19 protein-coding genes are annotated in these 22,700 nt (G+C 41.1%); 18 read left to right on the forward strand and 1 reads right to left on the reverse strand.

Going from position 1 to position 22,700, the window contains the following annotated elements:
* Positions 1 to 12: 12 nt before the first annotated feature.
* Positions 13 to 486 (reverse strand): N-acetyltransferase, encoded by a 474-nt coding sequence (locus IQ283_RS17185; RefSeq protein ID WP_194221327.1) that lies wholly within the window; start codon positions 484 to 486, stop codon positions 13 to 15.
* Positions 487 to 716: 230 nt separating this feature from the next.
* Here IQ283_RS17185 and IQ283_RS17190 point away from each other — a divergent pair, with 230 nt between their 5' ends.
* From IQ283_RS17190 to ftsA, 18 genes are all read left to right on the forward strand, one after another.
* Positions 717 to 2,054 carry an acetyl-CoA carboxylase biotin carboxylase subunit gene (locus IQ283_RS17190; RefSeq protein WP_194221328.1) on the forward strand — a complete coding sequence of 446 codons (1,338 nt, stop codon included), beginning with the start codon at positions 717 to 719 and terminating at the stop codon, positions 2,052 to 2,054.
* A 24-nt stretch (positions 2,055 to 2,078) separates the two neighbouring features.
* On the forward strand, positions 2,079 to 2,291 hold the full coding sequence (locus IQ283_RS17195; protein ID WP_194221329.1) for a biotin/lipoyl-binding carrier protein: 213 nt from the start codon (positions 2,079 to 2,081) through the stop codon (positions 2,289 to 2,291).
* 53 nt (positions 2,292 to 2,344) lie between these two features.
* Positions 2,345 to 3,877 carry an acyl-CoA carboxylase subunit beta gene (locus tag IQ283_RS17200; protein WP_194221330.1) on the forward strand — a complete coding sequence of 511 codons (1,533 nt, stop codon included), beginning with the start codon at positions 2,345 to 2,347 and terminating at the stop codon, positions 3,875 to 3,877.
* 115 nt (positions 3,878 to 3,992) lie between these two features.
* Entirely contained in the window at positions 3,993 to 4,874 is an 882-nt protein-coding gene (locus IQ283_RS17205) for a 2-dehydropantoate 2-reductase (RefSeq protein ID WP_194221331.1), read from the forward strand.
* Positions 4,875 to 4,892: 18 nt separating this feature from the next.
* The gene (locus IQ283_RS17210; protein WP_194221332.1) at positions 4,893 to 5,276 is read left to right on the forward strand and encodes a DUF3397 domain-containing protein; all 384 of its coding nucleotides are present in this window, start codon (positions 4,893 to 4,895) and stop codon (positions 5,274 to 5,276) included.
* Between the two features lie 102 nt (positions 5,277 to 5,378).
* A complete protein-coding gene (bshC, locus tag IQ283_RS17215; RefSeq protein ID WP_194221333.1) occupies positions 5,379 to 7,001 on the forward strand; it encodes a bacillithiol biosynthesis cysteine-adding enzyme BshC in 1,623 nt (540 codons plus the stop codon).
* A 341-nt stretch (positions 7,002 to 7,342) separates the two neighbouring features.
* The gene (gene mraZ / locus IQ283_RS17220; protein ID WP_194222283.1) at positions 7,343 to 7,774 is read left to right on the forward strand and encodes a division/cell wall cluster transcriptional repressor MraZ; all 432 of its coding nucleotides are present in this window, start codon (positions 7,343 to 7,345) and stop codon (positions 7,772 to 7,774) included.
* Between the two features lie 34 nt (positions 7,775 to 7,808).
* A complete protein-coding gene (rsmH, locus tag IQ283_RS17225; RefSeq protein ID WP_194221334.1) occupies positions 7,809 to 8,738 on the forward strand; it encodes a 16S rRNA (cytosine(1402)-N(4))-methyltransferase RsmH in 930 nt (309 codons plus the stop codon).
* A gap of 35 nt (positions 8,739 to 8,773) precedes the next feature.
* Positions 8,774 to 9,139 carry a cell division protein FtsL gene (gene ftsL, locus IQ283_RS17230; RefSeq protein ID WP_194221335.1) on the forward strand — a complete coding sequence of 122 codons (366 nt, stop codon included), beginning with the start codon at positions 8,774 to 8,776 and terminating at the stop codon, positions 9,137 to 9,139.
* Positions 9,140 to 9,159: 20 nt separating this feature from the next.
* Positions 9,160 to 11,367 (forward strand): penicillin-binding protein, encoded by a 2,208-nt coding sequence (locus tag IQ283_RS17235; protein WP_194221336.1) that lies wholly within the window; start codon positions 9,160 to 9,162, stop codon positions 11,365 to 11,367.
* A gap of 62 nt (positions 11,368 to 11,429) precedes the next feature.
* The gene (locus IQ283_RS17240; RefSeq protein WP_194221337.1) at positions 11,430 to 13,349 is read left to right on the forward strand and encodes a stage V sporulation protein D; all 1,920 of its coding nucleotides are present in this window, start codon (positions 11,430 to 11,432) and stop codon (positions 13,347 to 13,349) included.
* Between the two features lie 97 nt (positions 13,350 to 13,446).
* Positions 13,447 to 14,910, forward strand: coding sequence for a UDP-N-acetylmuramoyl-L-alanyl-D-glutamate--2,6-diaminopimelate ligase (locus tag IQ283_RS17245; RefSeq protein ID WP_194221338.1), 1,464 nt, complete (start codon positions 13,447 to 13,449; stop codon positions 14,908 to 14,910).
* Entirely contained in the window at positions 14,907 to 16,265 is a 1,359-nt protein-coding gene (locus IQ283_RS17250; RefSeq protein ID WP_194221339.1) for a UDP-N-acetylmuramoyl-tripeptide--D-alanyl-D-alanine ligase, read from the forward strand. Before IQ283_RS17245 ends, IQ283_RS17250 begins: the two co-directional genes overlap by 4 nt.
* A 12-nt stretch (positions 16,266 to 16,277) precedes the next feature.
* The gene (mraY, locus tag IQ283_RS17255; RefSeq protein ID WP_194221340.1) at positions 16,278 to 17,252 is read left to right on the forward strand and encodes a phospho-N-acetylmuramoyl-pentapeptide-transferase; all 975 of its coding nucleotides are present in this window, start codon (positions 16,278 to 16,280) and stop codon (positions 17,250 to 17,252) included.
* A complete protein-coding gene (gene murD, locus IQ283_RS17260) occupies positions 17,252 to 18,592 on the forward strand; it encodes a UDP-N-acetylmuramoyl-L-alanine--D-glutamate ligase (RefSeq protein ID WP_194221341.1) in 1,341 nt (446 codons plus the stop codon). The genes mraY and murD overlap by 1 nt, the downstream gene beginning before the upstream one ends.
* A 67-nt stretch (positions 18,593 to 18,659) precedes the next feature.
* Entirely contained in the window at positions 18,660 to 19,760 is a 1,101-nt protein-coding gene (gene spoVE, locus IQ283_RS17265) for a stage V sporulation protein E (protein ID WP_194221342.1), read from the forward strand.
* Positions 19,761 to 20,136: 376 nt separating this feature from the next.
* Positions 20,137 to 20,919, forward strand: a complete 783-nt coding sequence (locus tag IQ283_RS17270; RefSeq protein WP_194221343.1) for a cell division protein FtsQ/DivIB — start codon at positions 20,137 to 20,139, stop codon at positions 20,917 to 20,919.
* A gap of 479 nt (positions 20,920 to 21,398) precedes the next feature.
* Positions 21,399 to 22,679, forward strand: coding sequence for a cell division protein FtsA (ftsA, locus tag IQ283_RS17275; protein ID WP_194221344.1), 1,281 nt, complete (start codon positions 21,399 to 21,401; stop codon positions 22,677 to 22,679).
* Positions 22,680 to 22,700 lie beyond the last annotated feature (21 nt).

Genomic DNA, 22,700 nt, shown 5'->3' on the forward strand with positions numbered 1-22,700 from the left:
CCTATTTCTTTATTATTCTTGTTCGGAAACGCCTTCTGGGTACCAAACATACGGATTTTCGCCTCGATCACGATCAGGTTGATACGTAACGGCTTCAAACCCCATTTTCTCCCAAAATTCACCTGAACCTTGTCTCGCATTTGTTTTCACTGGAACATTAAATGTTTTTGCGAAATTAACAAGAGTCGAACCATAATCTCGATTATGATACTGCGGAAGCACTTCAAGCTTCCAAAGCTCCAGGTAATCCTGTGGTGGATCGAAGTAACGATCATACTTTCCATCGATTCGATAAAGGCTCATTCTAGCTACTAGTTTGTCAGCGTAGTAGATGCCATAGAATGGCGATTCACTATCGTTTTCGATGATATTATCCTGAAGATCCTCCATCATGGAAAGTTCCTGAATGCCGAACTCTTTAAATTTCTTAAACTCCTCAAGAGTTTTGTAATTGATTACAAGTGGACGAACTGTTAAGTCTACCATAGCGGCCCCCTCCGTCAAATGTGCTTATTTAATCTCTAAGATGAATAGAAGTATAAACTCCTTCTCATTTATATTATAACCGAAAACACGAAACTTTTCCTCATTTCAAAAAACAAAGTATAAAAGGAATAATTTGAATATTTATTGAAACGTGAAGCGGAATTAATGATATGATAAATGTAAGGGTTTTCAAAAACCTGGTTCATGATTGTAATGAGAGGGGCGATAGTTTGAAAAAAATCCTAATTGCAAACCGTGGCGAAATTGCTGAACGAATCATTCGAACATGCAGCAGACTAGGAATAGAGACGGTTGCTGTTTATTCTAGCGCTGACAAAGATCTTCCATACGTAAACCAAGCAACAACTGCTCATCACATTGGAGATCCACCAGCAGCTAAATCCTACTTAAATCAGGATGAAATTCTTCGAATCGCACAAGAAGAGAAGGTGGATGCTGTCCATCCCGGATATGGCTTCTTGTCTGAGAACGCCTCTTTTGTAAGAAAGATTGAAGAGAGAGGGATAACCTTTATCGGACCATCTGCTGATGTGGTTGAGGCAATGGGTGATAAAATCACCGCGAGAAAAACAATGCAAGAAGCAGGGGTACCGGTCGTTCCGGGCAGTGGTGAAATTGAGGATGTGACAGAAGCGATCGCATTTGCAAATGAAATCAATTACCCGATCATGTTAAAAGCAGCTGCAGGCGGAGGCGGGATTGGCATGCAGCGCTGTGAAAATGATCAAGAGTTAGAAAAAGCATTCGTATCAAGTCAGAACCGTGCTAAAGCCTATTTTGGTAACGGGGCGATGTTCGTCGAAAAATTCATTGACGATGCGCGCCATATCGAAGTGCAAATTGTAGGAGATGATCATGGCAATATCGTCCATCTGTTCGAACGAGATTGCTCGATACAGAGGCGTAATCAGAAGGTGCTTGAAGAAACGCCATCACCTTTTTTGTCTGAAAAGACTCGTGTTCAAATAGGAGAAGCTGCTTTATTAGCTGCTAAGCATGTTCATTATACAAATGCTGGGACAGTAGAATTTGTGATGGATCAGAATGAAAACTTTTATTTTCTAGAAATGAACACCAGGTTACAAGTAGAGCATCCGATCACGGAAGAAACTGTTGGAGTAGATTTAGTTGAATGGCAGCTCCTTGTTGCACAAGGTAAAGACTTACCTTTGAAGCAAGAAGATATTGTGCCAACTGGTCATAGTATTGAATTTAGGCTATATGCAGAAGACCCAACATCGTTCATGCCATCACCTGGCAAAATTGAAACGCTAAAGTTTCCTGAAATAGAAGGGGTTCGGATTGATGCAGGCTACGAAAGTGGTTCAAGCGTTTCCCCGTTCTATGATCCGATGATTGCCAAAATTATTGTGTCAGGCGCTACTCGTAAAGAAGCGATCGACAAAGGAGAGGCTTTCTTTAAGGATTTCTCATTAACTGGGATCAAGCATAATGGTCTGTTGTTTACCCAATTACTAGGTGAACGTCATTTTCAAGAGGGGAATTATTCGACGTCTTATTTAGCTCGTCATCTTATGAAAAAATAATCAATTAGAAAAGGAATGATGAAAATGCAAGAAATAAAAGCATCAATGGCTGGAACGGTATTAAACGTAATGGTAGGAGAAGGAGATTCAATTACAGCAGGTCAGGAGCTTGTGATGCTTGAATCGATGAAGATGGAAATTCCAATTGAAGGTGTAGAGGAAGGAACGGTCACAGAGGTGAAAGTAAGCGTTGGTGATTTTGTTAACGAAGGTGATGTTCTCGTTACCGTTAAGTAAGGAAGCTAGCTGAACGAGCGCTCGATCTAATCAAAAACAAAGGAGGATTCAAAATGAATCATCTTGAAGAACTTTTAGCCACTAAAGCTACAGAAGTAGAAGGTGGTGGGTCTGACAAATACCATCAAAAGCTAAAGGAATCGAATAAGCTTTTTGTGCGTGACCGACTTAAGCTTCTATTTGATAACGGTGAATATACGGAAGATGGTAAATTCGCGAACTATCATGCGAAAGATCTTCCTGCAGATGGAGTTGTCACCGCGATTGGCAAAGTGAATGGAGAAAAGGTTTGTGTGATGGCCAATGATTCTACAGTTAAGGCAGGATCTTGGGGTGCGAGAACGGTTGAGAAGATTATTCGCATTCAAGAAACAGCAATGAGCTTGAAAGTACCTCTCTTGTATTTGGTCGATTCAGCCGGAGCTAGAATTACAGATCAGCTTGAAATGTTTCCAAATCGACGTGGAGCTGGAAGGATTTTTCATAATCAAGTGAAAATGTCTGGAATGGTACCACAAGTTTGCTTGCTGTTTGGACCTTCAGCCGCCGGTGGCGCATACATACCAGCTTTCTGTGATATTGTCATTATGGTCGATAAAAACGCGTCGATGTATCTTGGTTCACCTAGGATGGCTGAAAAAGTAATAGGGGAAAAAGTAACGTTAGAACAAATGGGTGGTGCACGAATGCACTGCAGTACAAGCGGGTGCGGTGACGTTCTTGCTGCAAACGAGGAGGAAGCGATTGAGCTTGGAAGGAACTACCTTAGTTATTTTCCGGGGAATTTCCATAAGCGCACACCTCATCTAGAAGGTAAGCTACCTTCGCTTGAAAAGTCGATCAGTGATATCGTACCTGAAAATCAAAATGCGCCGTTTAACATGTATGACTTAATTGAGGCACTCGTGGATAGTGAAAGCTTTTTTGAAATGAAGAAGCTCTTTGCGCCAGAGTTGATTACTGGTTTTGCTAGAATAGATGGACGAGTAGTTGGATTGATTGCCAATCAACCAAAGGTTAAAGGCGGCGTTCTTTTCGTTGATTCTGCAGATAAGGGTGCGAAGTTTATTCAGCTCTGCGATGCCTATCATATTCCTCTCGTGTTTCTTGCAGACGTTCCTGGATTTATGATTGGAACGAAAGTTGAAAGTGCTGGGATTATTCGCCACGGCGCTAAATTGATTGCGGCAATGAGCTCCGCTACGGTACCAAAGATCTCGGTAGTCGTGAGAAAAGCTTATGGAGCGGGGTTGTATGCGATGGCAGGCCCTGCATTTGAACCTGATTGCTGCATAGCTCTTCCGACTGCACAAATTGCCGTAATGGGACCTGAAGCTGCAGTCAATGCTGTTTATGCTAATAAGATAAATGCGATTGAGGATCCTAAGGAACGTATGAAATACGTCAAAGAGAAGCATCAGGAGTATAAAGAACACATTGATATTTACAAACTTGCTTCTGAATTGATTGTGGATGACATAGTTCCCGGAAGTGAGCTGCGAGAAGTTTTAGTGGATCGATTAAGCTACTATGAATCAAAAGAAGTGGCAGCGCCAGATAAGAAACACCCTGTTTATCCTGTATAAAAGCCATAAAATCCCTTAACTTAACTGTTAAGGGATTTTTTACTCATCATTGACGAGAACCTGTGCTAAACTTTAAGAAGAATATCATGTGTTAGACAAGAGGGTGACTTGAAAGTTGAATATTACGGTTATCGGAGCTGGATCAATCGGTTTACTGTTAGCATCAAAATTTGCGATGGAAGAGCACGTCGTTACAGTCGTATGTCATCGAAATGAACAAGCTGATCAGCTCAATCGAGGGATTACATATAAACAAGGAGAAAATATACGTGTAGCGCATGTTCGATCCACGCATCTTCTGCCGGGGGACGAATCGGATTTACTAGTTGTTGCAGTGAAATCAAATCAAGTTCCCTCTGTTATAAAGATGATTCAAAAGGTATACCGGGATAACCATTTACCTGATATCCTTTTTGTACAAAACGGCATGGGGCACCTTTCTCATTTATCATTGCTACAGCATAATATTCTAGTTGGAGTTATTGAGCATGGCGCTAAGAAGGTAGATGAGAGAACGGTCGAACACACAGGAAGCGGCGTTATAAGAGTGAGTGCATTCAGTGGCCTTCCTAATCCGCTTGCAAACCTCTCAACTAGGGATTTTCCGATTTATTATGAAAGTGACTGGTACCAGATGCTTGCAAAAAAACTTATTGTGAACTGTGCGATTAATCCTCTCAGCGGAATTTATCACGTAACAAATGGAGAGTTGCTCCAAAATCCAAGGTTTTATAGTGTGATGCGAGAATTAGTTAAAGAGACCTGTCGCGTACTTCAATTAGAGTATGAAGATGCTTGGAATGATACGCAGCTTATATGCAGGCGAACGAGCTCGAATACGTCATCTATGCTTGCGGACTTAAAGGCGGGAAGAGTGACAGAGATCGATGCGATCACAGGCTTTATTCTTAAAGAAGCTGAATTAAATGGCCAATACGTTCCTTATTCCAGGTTTGTCTACGACAGTGTGAAGGGTCTTGAGATGTTAAATAGATAGAGAAAGGAGTCTCATGAAATGGAAAACCTCTTATCATGGATTGTAGCGACGGCCGTAACCATTCCGCTGCTTGCCTGGTACCTGGTCTATATTATTACGGTAAAAACGACGCGGAAGAAAAAGTTCTCCTTTCGTCTTGCGGTAGATGTTTCAACGATTTTTTTTATCTTAAGCGTTCACTTTATTCTCGTTGAATTACTTGGTCAATCATTTCTTTGGGTCATTTTACTAATGATTATTGGGGCGGCTGGTGCATTTACCGTGCTTCATTGGAAAATGAAAGATGATGTCGAGATTCACAAAGTGATAAAAGGTGCGTGGCGTTTTAATTTTCTATTGTTTTCTACAGGGTATATTGTTTTAGTGCTTATTGGGTTAGTTCACCGAATTCTATCGGTCTAACTTATAAGCTTTTTTTTTGGTAGCAATGAGGAAGTTTGATATACTAACAAAGGATTAAATAGGCGGAGTTCCGCATTTGTGTCAAGAAAGGAAGAAATATAAATGAAACTCAAAGAAACATTCCTTCCAGGATCAAATGTCATTGCGACAGATTACATTGCTGAGAAAAAAGGAATCTCAGCTTTTTTTGACTATACATATCAGCATGATTCCTCATATGAAAAGCGATACGAAGAGTTAATGGAACGTCATCAAGATCGTGCGAATTTAACGGAACACTTGATGGAGTTTAATGAGCAATTTGAAGCAGAAGGACCGGCGCTTGCAAATATCGAGCGTTTACAACAGCCAGAAGCGGTAACTGTTGTTGCAGGGCAACAGGCTGGGGTGTTAACTGGTCCCCTTTATACGATCAATAAAGCAATATCGGTCATTAAATTAGCAGCAGAGAAAGAACGAAAGCTAGGTGTACCTGTTATACCTATCTTTTGGGTAGCGGGAGAAGATCATGATTATCATGAAGTCAATCATATTTATTCGTATGTTGAAGGGCGAGAGCGCAAAGAGGCAGTGCCTCAAAAGCAAATGACAAAGCAGGCATTGTCTGATATATCGCTTGATCATGATGCGATTAACTCTTGGACGCGTGACATGCTCAAACGATTTGGCGAAACATCTTATACGAAAGAGATTCAAGGGTTTCTAGAACGTGTAACTGAGAAATCTAATACGTACGTTGATCATTTTTGTTACATCATGACAAAGCTTTTTTCAAAGCATGGACTTGTGCTCGTAGATTCAGGTAACCGAGATTTTCGCCGTCTACAGACGGACGCGTTTAAACAAATGATTCATCAAAATGAAACAATCAATGAAGGTGTTTTAACCCAGGCGGCTCATCTTCGTGAAGAGAATTATCCAATTGGTGTCGATCTTGATGACCAACAAGCAAATTTATTCGTAAAGGTAAACGGCGAACGGATTTTACTAGAACGAATAAACGGAAGGTTTGAGGGGAAAACCGCTTCCGTTTCCTACTCAAAAGAAGAGCTGCTTGAATTAGCGGAACGTCAGCCGGAAGATTTAAGTAACAATGTTGTGACGCGACCGATCATGCAAGATGTCATGTTTCCTGTGCTAGGTTTCGTGGCTGGACCAGGTGAACTTGCTTACTGGGCTTTACTGAAGCCAGCCTTTCATACTTTCGGAATAAAAATGCCTGTCATCTTGCCGAGACTGACATTTACGTTTATAGAGCGACATATTCAAAAGTATATCGATGATCTCTCTTTATCAGATGATGAAATCCTAAAGTCAGGGATTGATCACTCGAAAGAATCCTACGTGCGTCATTTAGATGATGTAGGGATCGGGGCTACATTTAAGGATGCTAAGTTGAAAGTGGACGACATTCATCAAAACCTTCGCGAATTAACAGCATCCGTTGATCATGGACTTAATCGCTTTGCTGAAAAAAATGGCCAATTTCTTCAAAGACAGCTTGATCTTCTTCAGCAAAAACTTTATCAATCACTCGAGTATCAGCATGAAAATACGCTGGATAAATTCGATGAAGTAGGCTTTGCGTTAAAACCTAACGGAGCGCCTCAAGAGCGGAAGTGGAACGCAGTCTATTATTTAAATTGGCATGGTATGGATTTTGTGGATCAAGTGATGGAACTTGAGCTTCCGTTTAACGATAAGCATAAGGTGATTTATCTGTAAGGGATAGAAGGAAAGCTGCCGGAGGATTCTGGCAGCTTTTTTGATTTGGCCAATATATTTGAGATTTGGCCAATAAAAATGGGATTTAGCTAATATAATTCGAATTTGGCCAATATCTTCTAAATTTGGCCAATATAACCGCTGTATGGCATGATTTCAAGCAGGTGACAGGCACCCGCGGAATGGCGAGTAGCCTATTTGTTTGAAAATCAAATGTTTTTAAATAAAAATCCCGCTGAACAGCAGGATTTTTGTTTTGTGGTACGAATTATTTTTTTAGTGGTGAAAAGTGGGGAGTTGTGGTAACTTAGAGGTAGAAAGTGGGAGAGGTGGAGGAAGCCATGTTTATGGGGGAATATCAGCATACTGTTGATGAAAAAGGCAGAATGATCATTCCCGCTAAGTTTCGTGAAGAACTTGGTGAAACCTTCGTCCTCACTCGCGGGTTAGATAAATGCATCTTCGGCTACCCAATGACAGAATGGGAAGTTCTTGAAGAGAAGATGAAAACACTCCCTTTTACAAAGAAAGATGCTCGTGCTTTTACCCGATTCTTTTTCTCAGGTGCAACTGAATGCCAACTGGATAAACAGGGCAGGGTAAATATTGCCGGAACATTACGCCAGTATGCAGGGCTTGAGAAAGAATGCGTTGTGATTGGTGTTTCAAATCGATTAGAAATTTGGGACAAAGCCGTTTGGGAAGAGTATTTCAATGCATCAGAAGAGTCTTTCTCTGAAATCGCGGAAAGTATGATGGATTTCGATTTGTAGAAGGTCAATATGGAATGAAGGTTAAGGTGTAGCTATGTTTGAACACATTACAGTATTAAAAGAAGAAGCAGTGAACGCACTAAATATTAAAGAAGATGGCATTTATGTTGACTGTACGCTTGGCGGCGGCGGTCATTCAAAAGCAATCCTGGATAAGCTTACCACAGGACACCTCTATGCTTTTGATCAGGATCAATGGGCAATAGATAACGCCAAAACAACACTTGCAGGCTATGAGGACAAGCTGACAGTTATTGAACGAAACTTTAGCTTCATCAAAGAAGCTCTCTCTGAACTTGGTGTTAATGGTGTTGATGGCGTTTTATTCGACCTTGGTGTTTCCTCTCCGCAGCTTGATAAAGGTGAGCGGGGGTTTAGTTATCAGCATGATGCTCAGCTCGATATGAGAATGGACCAATCTTCCAGTTTATCGGCGTATGAAGTGGTGAATGAATGGCAGTATGAGCGCCTCGTCTCGATTTTTTTCAAATTTGGTGAAGAAAAGTTTTCAAAACAAATCGCTCGCAAAATTGAAAAAGCAAGAGACTTAAAACCGATTGAAACCACATTTGAACTCGTTGATATTATTAAGGACGCTATTCCAGCACCTGCGAGAAGGAAGGGAGGGCATCCCGCTAAAAGAATTTTTCAGGCTATTCGAATAGCAGTGAATGATGAGCTTAAAGTATTTGAAGAGGCTCTTAAAGATGGGATGTCTATTTTGAACTCTGGTGGCAGAATGAGTGTGATCACGTTCCATTCTCTTGAAGATCGTATTTGCAAAACGACTATGAAGGAAGCGGCTTCTGGTCCAGAACTTCCGCCTGGAATGCCGATTATTCCAGATGCCTACCAGCCTGATATCAAGCTTGTAACAAGAAAGCCGATTCTTCCGTCAGAAGAAGAACAAGAAGCAAACAGACGCGCACGATCCGCAAAGCTTCGTGTAGCAGAGAAAGTGTAAAGATAAAAATATAAAGAGGTGCAAGGGGGAAAATGATGAGTAACCTGGCGTATAAGTATCAGCAGCAAACGCAAAAAAGGCAAGTTGAAACGAAACAGCAATCTGTTCATGTGGAACGTGGACGTATCACAAAAGGAGAGAAGTTGCTCTGGATGATGCTTGTACTAACGTTCGTGGCGGCGTCGATCTTTATGGTTTCTAATTACGCTAAGATTTATAATTTGAATACTGGCCTGCAGCAAGCGGAAGCAGACCAACGTGCTCAAGTGAAACAGAATGAAGAGCTTCAGGTTAAAGTGACAGAATTAAGTGCGCCTGGTCGAATTGTGAACATTGCCGAAGAAAAATTAGGCATGGAACTGAATGATCAAAATGTAGAAGTGATCAACAAAGGATCATAATTTCGGAGGTTTGCACTGTCATGAAAGAAACAAACAAGAACTCACATATTAATGTTGGAGCAGCGATTTTAATGTCACTATTTGTCCTGCTCTTTTTTGCTTTTATTGGACGGTTTTTCTACATCGAGTGGACACAGGCGGTATCAGGTTCTGACGGTGAAAAAGTGGACTTAATGGAGCTTGGAAAAGATAAGTGGACTAGAAGCAAAATTCTTGAAGCGGATCGCGGTACGATCTTTGACCGAACAGGTGAGAATGCTCTAGCTACCGATATTCCTTCCTTTACGCTAAGAGCGATTTTGGATAAAGAATATGAGGACCATGTAGAAGACATCGATAAAACAGCTGCTGCGCTTGCACCTATTATCGAGATGGAAGAATCCGATGTGAAAGAAATTTTGTCAAGAGATGATCCTTTTCAAGTAGAATTTGGTGCATCGGGTAAAGATTTAAGCTTAACTCAAAAAGAAGAAATTGAAGAAATGGATTTACCAGGAGTTGGATTCATCCCAACGAAAACAAGACTCTATCCGAATGAAGAGTTTGCTTCACATCTTCTTGGTTTTACAAATGAAAACGAAGATGGCGTGCAGGAAGGTCTACTAGGATTAGAAAAGGAATTGAATAAATATCTCGTGCCGCAGGAAGGGAAAGAAACGTATCAAAGTGATCGTGAAGGATTCAGACTTCCTTATGGTAACGAGAATATCACCCCTTCCAAAAGTGGAAACGATGTTTATTTAACAATTGATCAAAAAATCCAAGTGTTAATGGAAAATGCTTTGAACGAGGCACAGGAGAAATTCAATCCTGAACGAATGACGGCGATTGTTGCAGATCCAGATACAGGTAAAATCCTAGCGATGGGTAATCGCCCAACATTTGATCCAAACTTAAGAAACGTTTCTAATTATACGAATATGGCTCTTACAGCATTTGAGCCAGGTTCGACTATGAAGATTTTCACTGTGGCATCAGCTATTGAAGAAGGTGTATACAATGGAGACGAGCTCTTTCAATCAGGTCAATATTCAGTACCTGGTGGTCGAGTGAGTGATCATAATGGTGGTGAAGGGTGGGGGGCAATTAGTTTTGATGAAGGTATTCGACAATCCTCTAACGTTGCAGCTTCCATCCTTGTTAAAGAAAAACTAGGGTATGAGAAGTATAAGGATTACTTAACTAAATTCGGATTGGATTCGAAAACAGGTATTGATCTTCCAGGGGAGTCTTCTTCAAGAATTACTTATGGCGGAGAGCTTGAACGAATTACAACTGGTTTTGGTCAAGGATCCACGATAACGCCAATCCAACAAGTACAAGCAATAACCGCAATAGCTAACGGCGGTAAGATGATGAAGCCATATGTCATAGAAAAAATAGTTGATCCTGAATCAAACGAAGTGAAGCTGAATCACGAACCTGAAGTAGCTGGAGAACCTATTTCTAAAGACACTGCTAAACAAACGCGAGATCTTTTACGTACAGTAGTGACGGATGGCACAGGTACCCCATATAACATTGAAGGTTACGAGATTGCTGGTAAAACCGGTACGGCTCAAATTTCACAAGGTTCTAAGGGCTATATGAGCGGATATGGAAATAACATCTTTTCATTTATAGGTATGGCACCTGCCGACGACCCAGAATTGGTTGTCTATGTTGCTGTTGATCGCCCTCAGCTTGAATACCCTGAACTTGGAAGTGACCCAGTTTCTCTAATCTTTAACACGGTTATGAAAAATAGTCTTCAATATTTAAATATTGATCCGATGGAGAAGAAAAAAGAAACGTCTGAAGAGAGCTCAAAGAAAGAGAGCGGTCAGGTATTAAAAGAAGTTACGGGCATGAATGCAGATGAAGCGAAGAAAGAACTTGAAGCGAAAGGCTTATCTGTTACTGTACTTGGTGATGGAGAGGTCACAGGTCAATCTCCACATGCAGGTACGAAAATCCTCGATAGTGAACGAATTATTTTGCGGGCAGAAGGTAGTGCGAAAATGCCTGATATCACGGGGTGGTCTTTAGCTGACGTTATGAAGTTAGTCGAGCTAATGGACCTTAAACCGAACGTCATGGGAGCTGGATATGTTACGAAGCAAGGGATTAACAAAGGAAGTAATATCAAAAAAGACGACTATCTAGTCGTTGAGCTGAAGTCTCCTTCTTCTGAAGAAGAACCAGAACAAACGGAAGGTGAGGAAGATGCGGAGCCAATTACAGACTAGCAGGTCTATCTAAACCGTGTTGAACATATAGTGGAACGAGCATAATCAGGGAGGATGAGTTTATGCGCGTTTCCACTGTTACTGTTCGAAGGAGACTTGTGATGGCGCTTGTCATCGGTCTATTTGTATTTGCGGTTGTCGTCGTCAGGCTTGGTTATGTGCAGCTTGTGATGGGAAATTGGCTAAGCGAGAAAGCGAAAGATTCTTGGAGTCGAAATATTCCGTTCGAACCGAGTCGAGGCGAAATCTTGGATCGTAATGGAGTGCCTCTTGCAACGAATATTAGTGCCCCTTCTGTACTAATCGTTCCAAGACAGCTTCAAAATCCTGCTGCTACTGCTGAAGCTCTTGCTGCTTCCCTTAATACGAGTAAAGAAAAAGTGTATGAAACGATCACACAGAATCAATCAATGGTTTGGATTCGTCCCGAAGGTAAGAAAATGTCGAATGAAAAGGCTAATGAAATTCGGAAATTGAATCTTTCAGGTGTTTACATTGCTGAAGATAACAAACGTCACTATCCAAACGGCGATTTTCTAGCTCACGTACTAGGGTTTAGTGGTATTGATAATCAAGGTTTGACAGGTATTGAGCTCTACTATGATGACGAGTTAAGCGGTGAAAAAGGACAGGTTGAGTATTATGCAGATGCTAAAGGTAAGCGGATGCCATCTCTTGCAGATGACTATACAGAACCTGTAGATGGACTCGATCTTCGTTTAACAATTGATTCAAAAATCCAGACAATTATGGAACGAGAGTTGGATATTGCGGAAGCTACCTACCATCCGGATGGAGCGGCAGCCATTGCAATGGATCCGAATACCGGTGAGATTCTCGGGATGACTTCAAGGCCGGATTTTAATCCAGAAGAATTTCAGCAAGTCTCTCCTGACGTCTGGAATCAAAATAAGCCTGTTTGGAGTACGTATGAACCCGGATCAACATTTAAGATTATTACTCTAGCTGCTGCTCTTGAGGAAGGGGAAGTTGATCTTGAGAAAGATCATTTTCACGACCCTGGAAGCATTGAAGTGGCTGGGACAAAATTAAGATGTTGGAAAGCTGGAGGTCATGGAAGCCAAACGTTCTTAGAAGGTGTGCAAAATTCCTGTAACCCTGGTTTCGTTCTTCTCGGGGAACGTCTTGGCAAAGAAAAGCTCTTTTCTTATATTGATAAATTCGGCTTCGGTGAAAAAACCGGCATTGACCTACAAGGTGAAGCAAGCGGGATATTATTTGATGTTGATAATGTCGGTCCATTAGAGCTGGCAACAACCGCCTTCGGTCAGGGTGTATCCGTTACGCCTATTCAGCAGGTGACAGCTGTCTCGGCTGCTGTGAACGGAGGGACCCTCTATGAACCATACATTGCAAAAGAGTGGCTAGATCCTGAGACGGGAGCAGTTGTGAGTAAAAACTCGCCAACTGCGAAAAGACAAGTTATTTCAAAAGAAACCTCCGAGGAAGTAAGGCATGCGCTTGAAACGGTCGTTGCGCTTGGAACTGGAAAAAACGCTTATGTAGATGGCTATAGGGTAGGCGGAAAGACAGGAACGGCTCAAAAAGCGAAAGACGGCGCTTATTTAAAAAATAATCATATCGTCTCTTTTATTGGTTTTGCTCCGGCGGATGATCCTCAAATTGTTGTATATGTCGCAATTGATAATCCGAAAGATACGCTCCAATTTGGTGGAATCGTAGCCGCCCCAATCGTAGGTAATATTATCCAGGATAGTTTGACGGTTATGGGTGTGGAAAAAAGGGAAGACCAAATTGAGAAAGAAAAGACATGGCAAGATGAAGAGATGATTGAAATGCCGGATTTAGTAGGTTTATCTGCTGAAGATATTCATAAAGCAATGTATAATTTGAAAATTGATTCAAGTGGTGAAGGGGATACCGTTGTGGCTCAGGCGCCTGAACCTGGAGTGAAATTACCGGCTGGGTCAGAAATTCGACTTTATATGGGTGACAAATAAGCGACCGGTGAGTACAATAAGTAGTGAACAAGCCAAGGCGTATGCTCTTGGCTTGTTTTCTGAAAATATGTCAGCAAACTAGAAAGGTTTGAAAGAGATGAAATTACAAGAACTTCTCCATGCATTACTTACATATAAGCAAGTAGGAAAAGGGAACCCGGAAATAGTAACGATTGAAAGTGATAGTCGAGCTGTTGAAGATAATAGTTTATTCGTTTGTATCCCTGGTTACACAGTGGATGGCCATGATTTTGCTGAGCAGGCTGTACAACAGGGAGCAGTTGCACTTATATCTGAAAAGGAGCTAGACGTTTCTGTTCCAGTTATTATTGTTAGAGATGCTCATCGTGCGCTTGCAGAGCTAGCTAATTATTTCTATCATAATCCAACCAAATCATTTTCTTTAATTGGTGTAACGGGAACGAATGGTAAAACGACCGTTTCTCATTTAATTGAGCAGATTCATCGTAATGAACAGCAAACGACAGGATTAATCGGCACTATTAATATGAAAATAGCAGATGAAGAATTCGAGACGAAAAACACCACACCTGAACCATTGCTACTTCAAAAGCAATTTGCCAAAATGCAGGAAAGCAATGTTCAAACGGCTGTTATGGAAGTTTCTTCTCACGCGTTAACATTAGGTCGCGTTAGAGGCTGTGATTATGATGTAGCGGTCTTTACGAATTTAACTCAAGATCATCTTGATTATCATGGAACAATGGAGGAATATCGTCAGGCAAAAGGTCTTCTTTTTTCACAGTTAGGTAATACATATGATACAGGGAGAAAAAAGGTAGCCGTTTTAAATGCCGATGATCAAGCGAGTGAGCAATATGAACAAATGACTTCAGCGCACATTTTAAAATATGGAATTGATAATAACGCTGATATTATGGCTAACAGCATCTCGTTTTCCGCTAACGGGACAAGTTTTCACCTCGTTACTCCTGAAGAAGAACGAGATGTGAAACTGATGTTAACAGGCAAATTCAGCGTCTACAATGCACTTGCAGCTATTGCAGCTTGTCTTTCTAATGGGTTATCACTTGATCGTATTCTAGAGAGTCTTGAACAAATTGCAGGTGTTCCGGGACGGTTCGAACTTGTTGATGAAGGACAGGAATTTCCCGTTATCGTTGACTATGCGCATACACCGGATAGCCTTGAGAATGTGCTGTTAACGGTTAAAGAGATGTCAAAAGGGAATGTATTTGCTGTCGTTGGCTGCGGGGGAGATCGTGATCGTACGAAACGACCCCTCATGGCGAAGATCGCAACAGAATTAGCAGATACAGCGGTTCTTACTTCAGATAATCCGAGGAGTGAAGATCCTGAACGCATATTAGATGATATGGTGGAAGGTGTAAGTGGACATTATATCCGCATTACAGATCGAGCAGAAGCTATTCATCATGCTGTTACTCACGCTGTGGAAGGCGACGTTGTCCTTATTGCAGGTAAAGGACATGAAACTTATCAAATTATCGGCGATCAAGTGCTCGATTTTGATGATCGACAAATAGCACGTCAGGCAATAAAGGAGCGGAAGAGATGAACTTTTCATCTAAATTACTAAACAATATTAGTCAGGGACCAGTTGAACATGAACTGGTCTTTGAAGGTGTGGCGACGGATACGAGGAAAGACTGTACGAATAAATTATTTATTCCGATCGTTGGCGAAGTATTCGATGGTCATCGTTTCATTGATGCAGCCATTGCAAATGGGGCAACTGGAACGCTTTGGGATAAAAGTAAGCCATTTCCTCAAGATCTTGTTGGGAAGATAAATGTTTACGAAGTTGACGACACAACCGTTGGATTTCAGGAGCTTGCGAAGCAAGTTCTTAGAGAACAAAATCCATATGTTATCGGTGTAACCGGCAGTAATGGGAAAACAACAGTGAAAGATATGCTTGAAGCGGTTCTCAGTCCTAAATATAAAACGTATAAAACACAGGGCAACTTGAATAATCATTGGGGACTCCCGATGACAGTTCTTGCTATGCCTGAAGAAACAGATGTATTGATCCTTGAAATGGGGATGAGCGGAGCAGGTGAGATTTCCCTTCTTACCCAGATCGCTACACCGGATGTGGCGATCATTACGAACATTGGAGAGTCTCATTTACTTCAACTAGGCAGTCGAGAAAATATCGCCAAAGCGAAAATGGAAATAGCAGAGGGACTTAAGTCAAATGGTCATCTCGTGCTTGATGGAGATGAGCCTCTTCTTGCTCCACTTCAGAAAAATGCGATTTCTTGCGGATACAATGAAAAAAATGATCTTCAAGTTGATCAAGTTGTAAAGCTGGATAATGGGTATTCGTTTACGTTACTAAATGAAAAAGAGCCGTTCAAAATTGCTTTATTAGGTAAACATAATATTAAGAACGCGCTCTACAGCATTGCTGCAGGAAGAAAACTTGGAATGACAGATGACCAAATCCGAAAAGCTCTATCTTCCTTAACCCTTACCGGGATGAGACTTGAGAAGTTTAGGAGTTCAACCGGTGCATTAATTATTAATGATGCCTATAATGCCAGTCCAACATCCATGAAAGCTGCGGTTGAAACGCTTGCTGAATTGGAAGGATTTGATAAGAAAATCGCCATTCTTGGTGATATGTATGAGTTAGGTGATCAAGAAGAATTTCTCCACCGTAACATAGCAACGGCGATTCAACCGTCTATTACGGAAGTGATTACAGTTGGAGAAAAAGCAAAGTGGATTTATGATGGGATCGTGGAAGATGAAGCACAGCAAGTGCCTGCTGTTTCCTTTGACAATAAAGAAGATGCCGCATCATATCTATCGGGCCAACTTGATGATAAAACAGCCGTTTTGTTAAAAGCTTCAAGAGGGCTAGGGCTCGAAACCATCGTAAAGGCATTAGAGAATGAATCTTAAGGAGGCAGTACAGTGATTGAAAGATTATTAATTTTTAGCTTATTAACATCATTTATTATTGCGGTGCTAGTATCGCCCGTATTTATTCCATATTTAAGAAGGCTTAAATTTGGACAGAGCATCAGAGAAGAAGGACCTAAGTCACACCAAAAGAAATCTGGGACTCCGACAATGGGTGGACTGATCATTATTCTGTCTATTATTCTCGGGACTATTATTATCGCTCTTAAATATGATGAAATTTCAACCCAAATTTGGCTGCTTTTATTTGTAACAGTTGGATATGGACTGATTGGCTTTTTGGATGATTTTATTAAAGTCGTGAAAAAGCGTAACCTTGGATTAACATCAAAACAAAAACTATTAGGTCAGCTCCTAATTGCGATCCTTGTTTATTTTGGATTAAGAACCGTTGGATTTGATACAGCGATTCATGTTCCAGGGACAGAGTGGAGCTTTGACATTGGCATTGGATATGTGATTTTACTTTTTGTCATGCTAGTTGGCGCGTCAAACGCTGTCAATCTGACAGATGGACTGGACGGGCTTGTAGCAGGAACGTCGGCTATTGCCTTCGGCGCATTTGCCATTCTTGCGGCGTCAGTATACATGTATGATGTGGCTATTTTCTCCGTCAGTGTCGTTGGCGCAGTACTAGGATTTCTTGTCTTTAATGCTCACCCTGCGAAAGTATTTATGGGTGATACTGGATCACTTGCGCTTGGGGGGGCACTTGCAGCTGTTGCCATTATGACGAAGCTTGAGCTTCTTCTCGTGATTATTGGTGGGGTGTTTGTCATTGAAACCCTATCCGTTATTATTCAGGTGACTTCATTTAAAACGACAGGTAAACGTGTGTTTAAGATGAGTCCTCTTCATCACCACTATGAGCTTTCTGGTTGGACGGAATGGCGCGTTGTCGCTACATTTTGGACAGTTGGTTTACTATGTGCAACGTTTGGAATCTATCTTGAGGTGTGGATGTAATGAAAAAAGTTAATTATGAAAATAAGTCTGTTCTTGTTTTAGGAATAGCGAAAAGTGGATTTGCGGCAGCCAAGCTCCTACGATCTCTTGGTGTTAAAGTAAAAGTGAATGATCGCGAAGAAGTGAAAAACAATCCTAAAGCAATGGAACTTCAAGAATTAGGGTTCACCGTTGTAGGCGGTGGGCATCCTCTTGAACTTCTAGATGGCGTCGATTTAATTGTGAAGAATCCCGGGATTCCTTATGAAAATCCACTTTTAGCAGAAGCTCAAAAGAGAGAGATTCCAATTGTGACAGAAGTTGAAATCGCAGGTGAAATATCAGAAGCACCGTTTGTCGCCATAACAGGTTCGAATGGGAAAACAACGACAACAACTCTTATTGGCCAATTATTAAGAGATACAGAATCTAATCCGATTGTGGCAGGTAATATTGGAACAGTTGTATGTGAGGTAGCTGCGGAAGCTAGCCCTAATCAAACGCTTGTGACAGAGCTCTCTAGTTTTCAACTTCAAGGAACAATGAACTTCCATCCTCATATTTCAGTACTTCTAAATATTTATGAGGCACATCTTGATTATCATGGAACTAAAGAGGCTTATGCCGCAGCTAAAGCTCGTTTGTTCCAAAATCAAACCGGAGAAGATTTTGCTGTTTATAATGCCGACGATGAACTTGTCACTGGTTTTGCTGAGGCTTCTAAGGCTTCACTCGTTCCTTTTTCAGCCACAAAAAAACTAGATTCAGGCGTATGTATTGATGAAGAGTGGATCGTGTTTAAAGAGGAAAAAGTGATTAAGATTGAAGATCTATCAATGAAGCAGAACGTGGAAAATACGCTTGCTGCTATAGCTGTAGCGAAGTTGTCAGGTGTTTCAAATGAAAAAATTCATCAAGAACTAACAAACTTTCACGGTGTGAAACATCGTCTACAGTTCGTAGGAGAAGTTAACGCACGTAAATTTTACAATGATTCTAAAGCAACGAATTCAATTGCTACTAAAAAAGCGCTTGATTCCTTCAAAAAGCCCGTGATTCTTCTCGCTGGAGGTCTTGATCGTGGGAACGGGTTTGACGATTTAATTCCGTATTTCCAAACCAAAGTGAAGCACTTAATTACGTTTGGTCAGACTGCCTCTAAATTAGAAAAAACAGCTTCATCAGCAGGACTGGATTCTGTGACTGTTGTCGATAATGTAGAGGAAGCTGTTACAACAGCTTATAATCTTTCCGATGCGGAGGATGTTGTTCTTCTATCACCGGCTTGTGCAAGCTGGGATCAATTCAAAACGTTTGAAGAACGTGGAGACATCTTTATTGAGGCAATGCATAGACTCTAATGAGAGGTTGTCTTGCTTATCCGGTGAGTTCGGTTAGGTAAAATCGACAAAACGGAGTGTGGGTCTATTGCCGAAAACAAAATCAACGCCAGACCTGGTCTTTTTAACTGCAACATTAGTGCTGTTAGCAATTGGATTAATCATGGTTTACAGTGCCAGCGCTGTATGGGCCTCTTATAAATTTGACGATGCATTTTTCTTTGCAAAAAGACAGCTTCTTTTTGCGGGGGTAGGTGTTGTGGCCATGTTCTTCGTGATGAACGTTGAGTATTGGACATGGCGCACCTGGTCAAAAGTAGGCGTGCTCATCTGCTTCATTCTACTTGTTCTAGTCCTGATCCCAGGAGTTGGACTTGTTCGAGGGGGAGCGAGAAGCTGGCTTGGTGTTGGTGCGTTTTCAATCCAACCATCTGAATTTACAAAACTTGCAATGATTGCTTTTCTTGCTAAATATTTATCCGAAAATCAAAAACGCATTACGTCATTCAAAAAAGGACTAGTGCCGTCGCTTGGTATTGTGTTCATAGCTTTCGGTATGATTATGCTTCAACCGGATCTTGGAACTGGAGCGGTTATGGTTGGTACGTGCGTTGTAATGATTTTTATCTCGGGGGCAAGAATAGCCCACTTTGTTTGGCTTGGTATGCTTGGTTTAGCCGGCTTTGCCGTCCTGATTTTATCAGCGCCCTATCGGATTGCGCGAATCACCTCCTACCTTGATCCGTGGAGTGACCCACTCGGTAGTGGTTTTCAAATCATTCAATCGCTGTATGCCATTGGCCCGGGTGGACTGATGGGGCTTGGGCTTGGCCAAAGTAGACAGAAATTTTATTATTTACCTGAACCGCAAACAGACTTTATCTTTGCAATTTTATCTGAAGAACTCGGATTTATCGGTGGAAGCTTTGTGATTCTCTTATTTTCGCTTCTTCTCTGGCGAGGGATTCGAATTGCACTAAGAGCGCCTGATTTGTTTGGTAGTCTTCTTGCTGTTGGTATCATCGGCATGCTTGCGATTCAAGTAATGATCAATATTGGCGTTGTAACTGGGTTAATGCCTGTTACGGGCATAACGCTTCCTTTCCTAAGCTACGGAGGCTCTTCCTTAACGCTCATGCTTGTAGCAATGGGAGTGTTACTCAATATCAGTCGGTACGCAAAGTTTTAAGCAGATCATGGAAGAGCGCTCACTAGAGAGCGCTCTTTTTCTTTGATTTACATGATTGATTCAAATTACGAGGTAACCCTTTTCATTTACCTATTTATTATATAGCTTTGTTAGCTTATACTAGTGATTCTTAAGTATTGGCTCATTCTATTTGTCGGCACAGAGCTGAAATAAACAATGTTAAGTAATATAGCTTATTATTAAGAACAATTCTCTGGGATGAATTTCCTTCTAGAGGCTAATAACACCTTAACTTATGCTATAATGATTGAAATGAGGACAAACAGCTGGGTCATGCCGTTCGGTTGCCATGATAAGCGTTAGTAACATCGTAAGTATAGACAGAAGTTCATTTACCGGAGACGGAGGCAAGACAATGGAAGATCGCAAAGTTGTAACAATTGAAGATCGGATTCCCACGTTGAAAGCACAGCGTAAACAGCGCGCTAACAGAAGATTAATCGTCTATTTATCAATCTTCTTCTTTCTCATTTTGCTGATCATTTACTTCCAATCTTCCTTAAGTCACATTCGGAACGTTGAGGTTTCTGGCAACAATTATGTTTCAGAAAAAGAAATTATTAAGTTAAGTGAGCTTAATAATAGCGTGAGCTTTTGGAATTTAAATGCTAAAAATGTAGAAGAAAAGGTAGAAAAATCAAAAGAAATTAAAGAAGTAACTGTGACTAGACAGTTTCCTGCGACTGCTAAAGTGGATGTTGTGGAGAATGCTCGAGTCGCGTATTTAAAAAAGGGAAGTGAATATTTCCCGATTTTGCAATCAGGTGCTATTCTTGAGGCACTCCCTAAAGGTGAAACGCCAGTGAGCGCTCCTATTTTGATGCAATGGAACGAAAGTACAGAGCTATCAGAAATGGCAGGCGAGCTCAGGAAAGTAGAATTAAGTATTATTAATCGTATTTCTGAGATTCATTATACGCCGAATGGGGATAAAGCTTTTAACTTAACTCTCTATATGACAGACGGATATGAAGTGAAAACAAGCATTAGCGATTTTTCTGAGAAGGTGAATAGCTACCCGTTAATAGTTGAGAAGCTTAAAGATAAAGCCAAAGGTATTCTTTATCTAAATGAAGGTAGTTGGCTTGAGCCTTATGAGGACGTTTCAACTGAAGAAGAGGAAAAGAAGGAGTCTTGACGATAAAATGCATAGATAATCCCTGTTCTAATGGACAGGGAATGCTCTTTGTTCACGAAGGTTTATGAGCAGGGCAATTTATGTTTAATAACTCATTTTCATGTAAAAATGAAAGAAAACAGCAAAATTCTTTCCAATCACGAAAACAGTGACTTTTCTACTGCTTTCACATGGTGTAGACTAATACTTATGCACTGCTTTGTACATCTCTTCATTAAAAAAGAAATGAACCGAAGAGAGTAGGGGAGTGTCACCCAAAAAAATAAGAGGAAATCTCGTATAAAAGAAGGGAAATAAACGGATTTGTGGAATAGAGTCCTTATATCACATTCTTCCCGGGACTTCATGAAGCGAGCCTTGAGGAAGTTTAATTCAAGAGATTATTGTGTATATAAAGGTGTTGGACATTTTTTCAACCCTATTATAGAGAAACTATTAATACCTGAACATGGTAGCATTTTGAAGGAGGTGCCAGGAGAATGAACAGCAATGAGATTTATGTGAGTCTAGACATCGGTACATCCAATGTGAAAGTAATCATTGGCCAGATGACGAACGATTCTTTAAATATTCTTGGAGTCGGCAGCGCGCCTTCCGATGGAATTCGTAAAGGATCGATTGTGGATATAGATGAAACTGTTCGTTCAATTAAGCAGGCAGTAGAAAACGCAGAAAGAATGGTAGGTTTATCGGTTCGTTCTGTGATTGTGGGGATTAACGGCAATCACGTACAGTTACAACCCTGTCATGGGGTAGTGGCTGTATCGAGTGAGGATCGTGAAATTCATGATGAAGATATTGCTAGAGTAATTGACGCAGCACAGGTTGTTTCTATCCCTCCTGAGCGAGAAATTATTGATGTGATTCCAGGACAGTTCGTAGTTGATGGACTGGACGGCATTACAGATCCACGTGGAATGATTGGTGTTCGCCTTGAAATGGAAGGAACAATCATTACAGGTTCAAAAACAGTATTACATAATTTATTAAGATGCGTTGAAAAAGCGGGTCTTGAAATTGCTGATATTTGTCTACAACCGCTAGCGTGTGGGTCAATGGCTTTATCAAAAGATGAGCGTAATTTAGGTGTAGCACTAGTTAACATGGGCGCTGGATCTACTACGATTTCTATCTTTGAAGAAGGCTCACTGAAAGCCACTTCTGTACTTCAAATTGGTGGCGATCACGTAACCAAAGATATTTCGATTGGTCTTAGAACAACGACTGAAGAAGCTGAGCGAATTAAGATTAAGCACGGCAATGCTTTCGTTGATCTTGCTTCAGAAGAGGAAGCTTTCACAGTATCGACAATAGGGAGTTCGGCTGAACAAGAATTTAATCAGTACGAATTAGCTCATATTATAGAACCTCGGATCGAAGAGATGTTAGAATTGATAGAAGACGAAATTAAGCGAATGGGAATTCGTGAATTGCCGGGCGGATTTGTTCTAACCGGTGGTATGGTCGGAATGGACGGAGTTCTTGAACTTGCTCGTGAAATTCTGCAGCACAATGTACGTGTTGCGGTCCCTGACTATATCGGCGTACGCGAACCGCAATACACAACTGGCATTGGTCTTATCCAGTTCACGTATAAAAACGTGAAGATTCAGGGGAAAGAAGTGGCAGCATCACTCAACCCTGAAGAAGAAGTGAAGCCCAAGCGTAGAACAAAAGCCGAACCTCAACCAGGTGAGAAATCTTCTTCACCAGGTATGAAAGAGAAAGTGAAGAATTTCTTTAATCTATTTGTTGAATAAAGGGCTATTACAAGATTAGGA

It is taken from the genome of Pseudalkalibacillus hwajinpoensis (assembly GCF_015234585.1).
Taxonomy (GTDB): Bacteria; Bacillota; Bacilli; order Bacillales; family Guptibacillaceae; genus Guptibacillus; species Guptibacillus hwajinpoensis_B.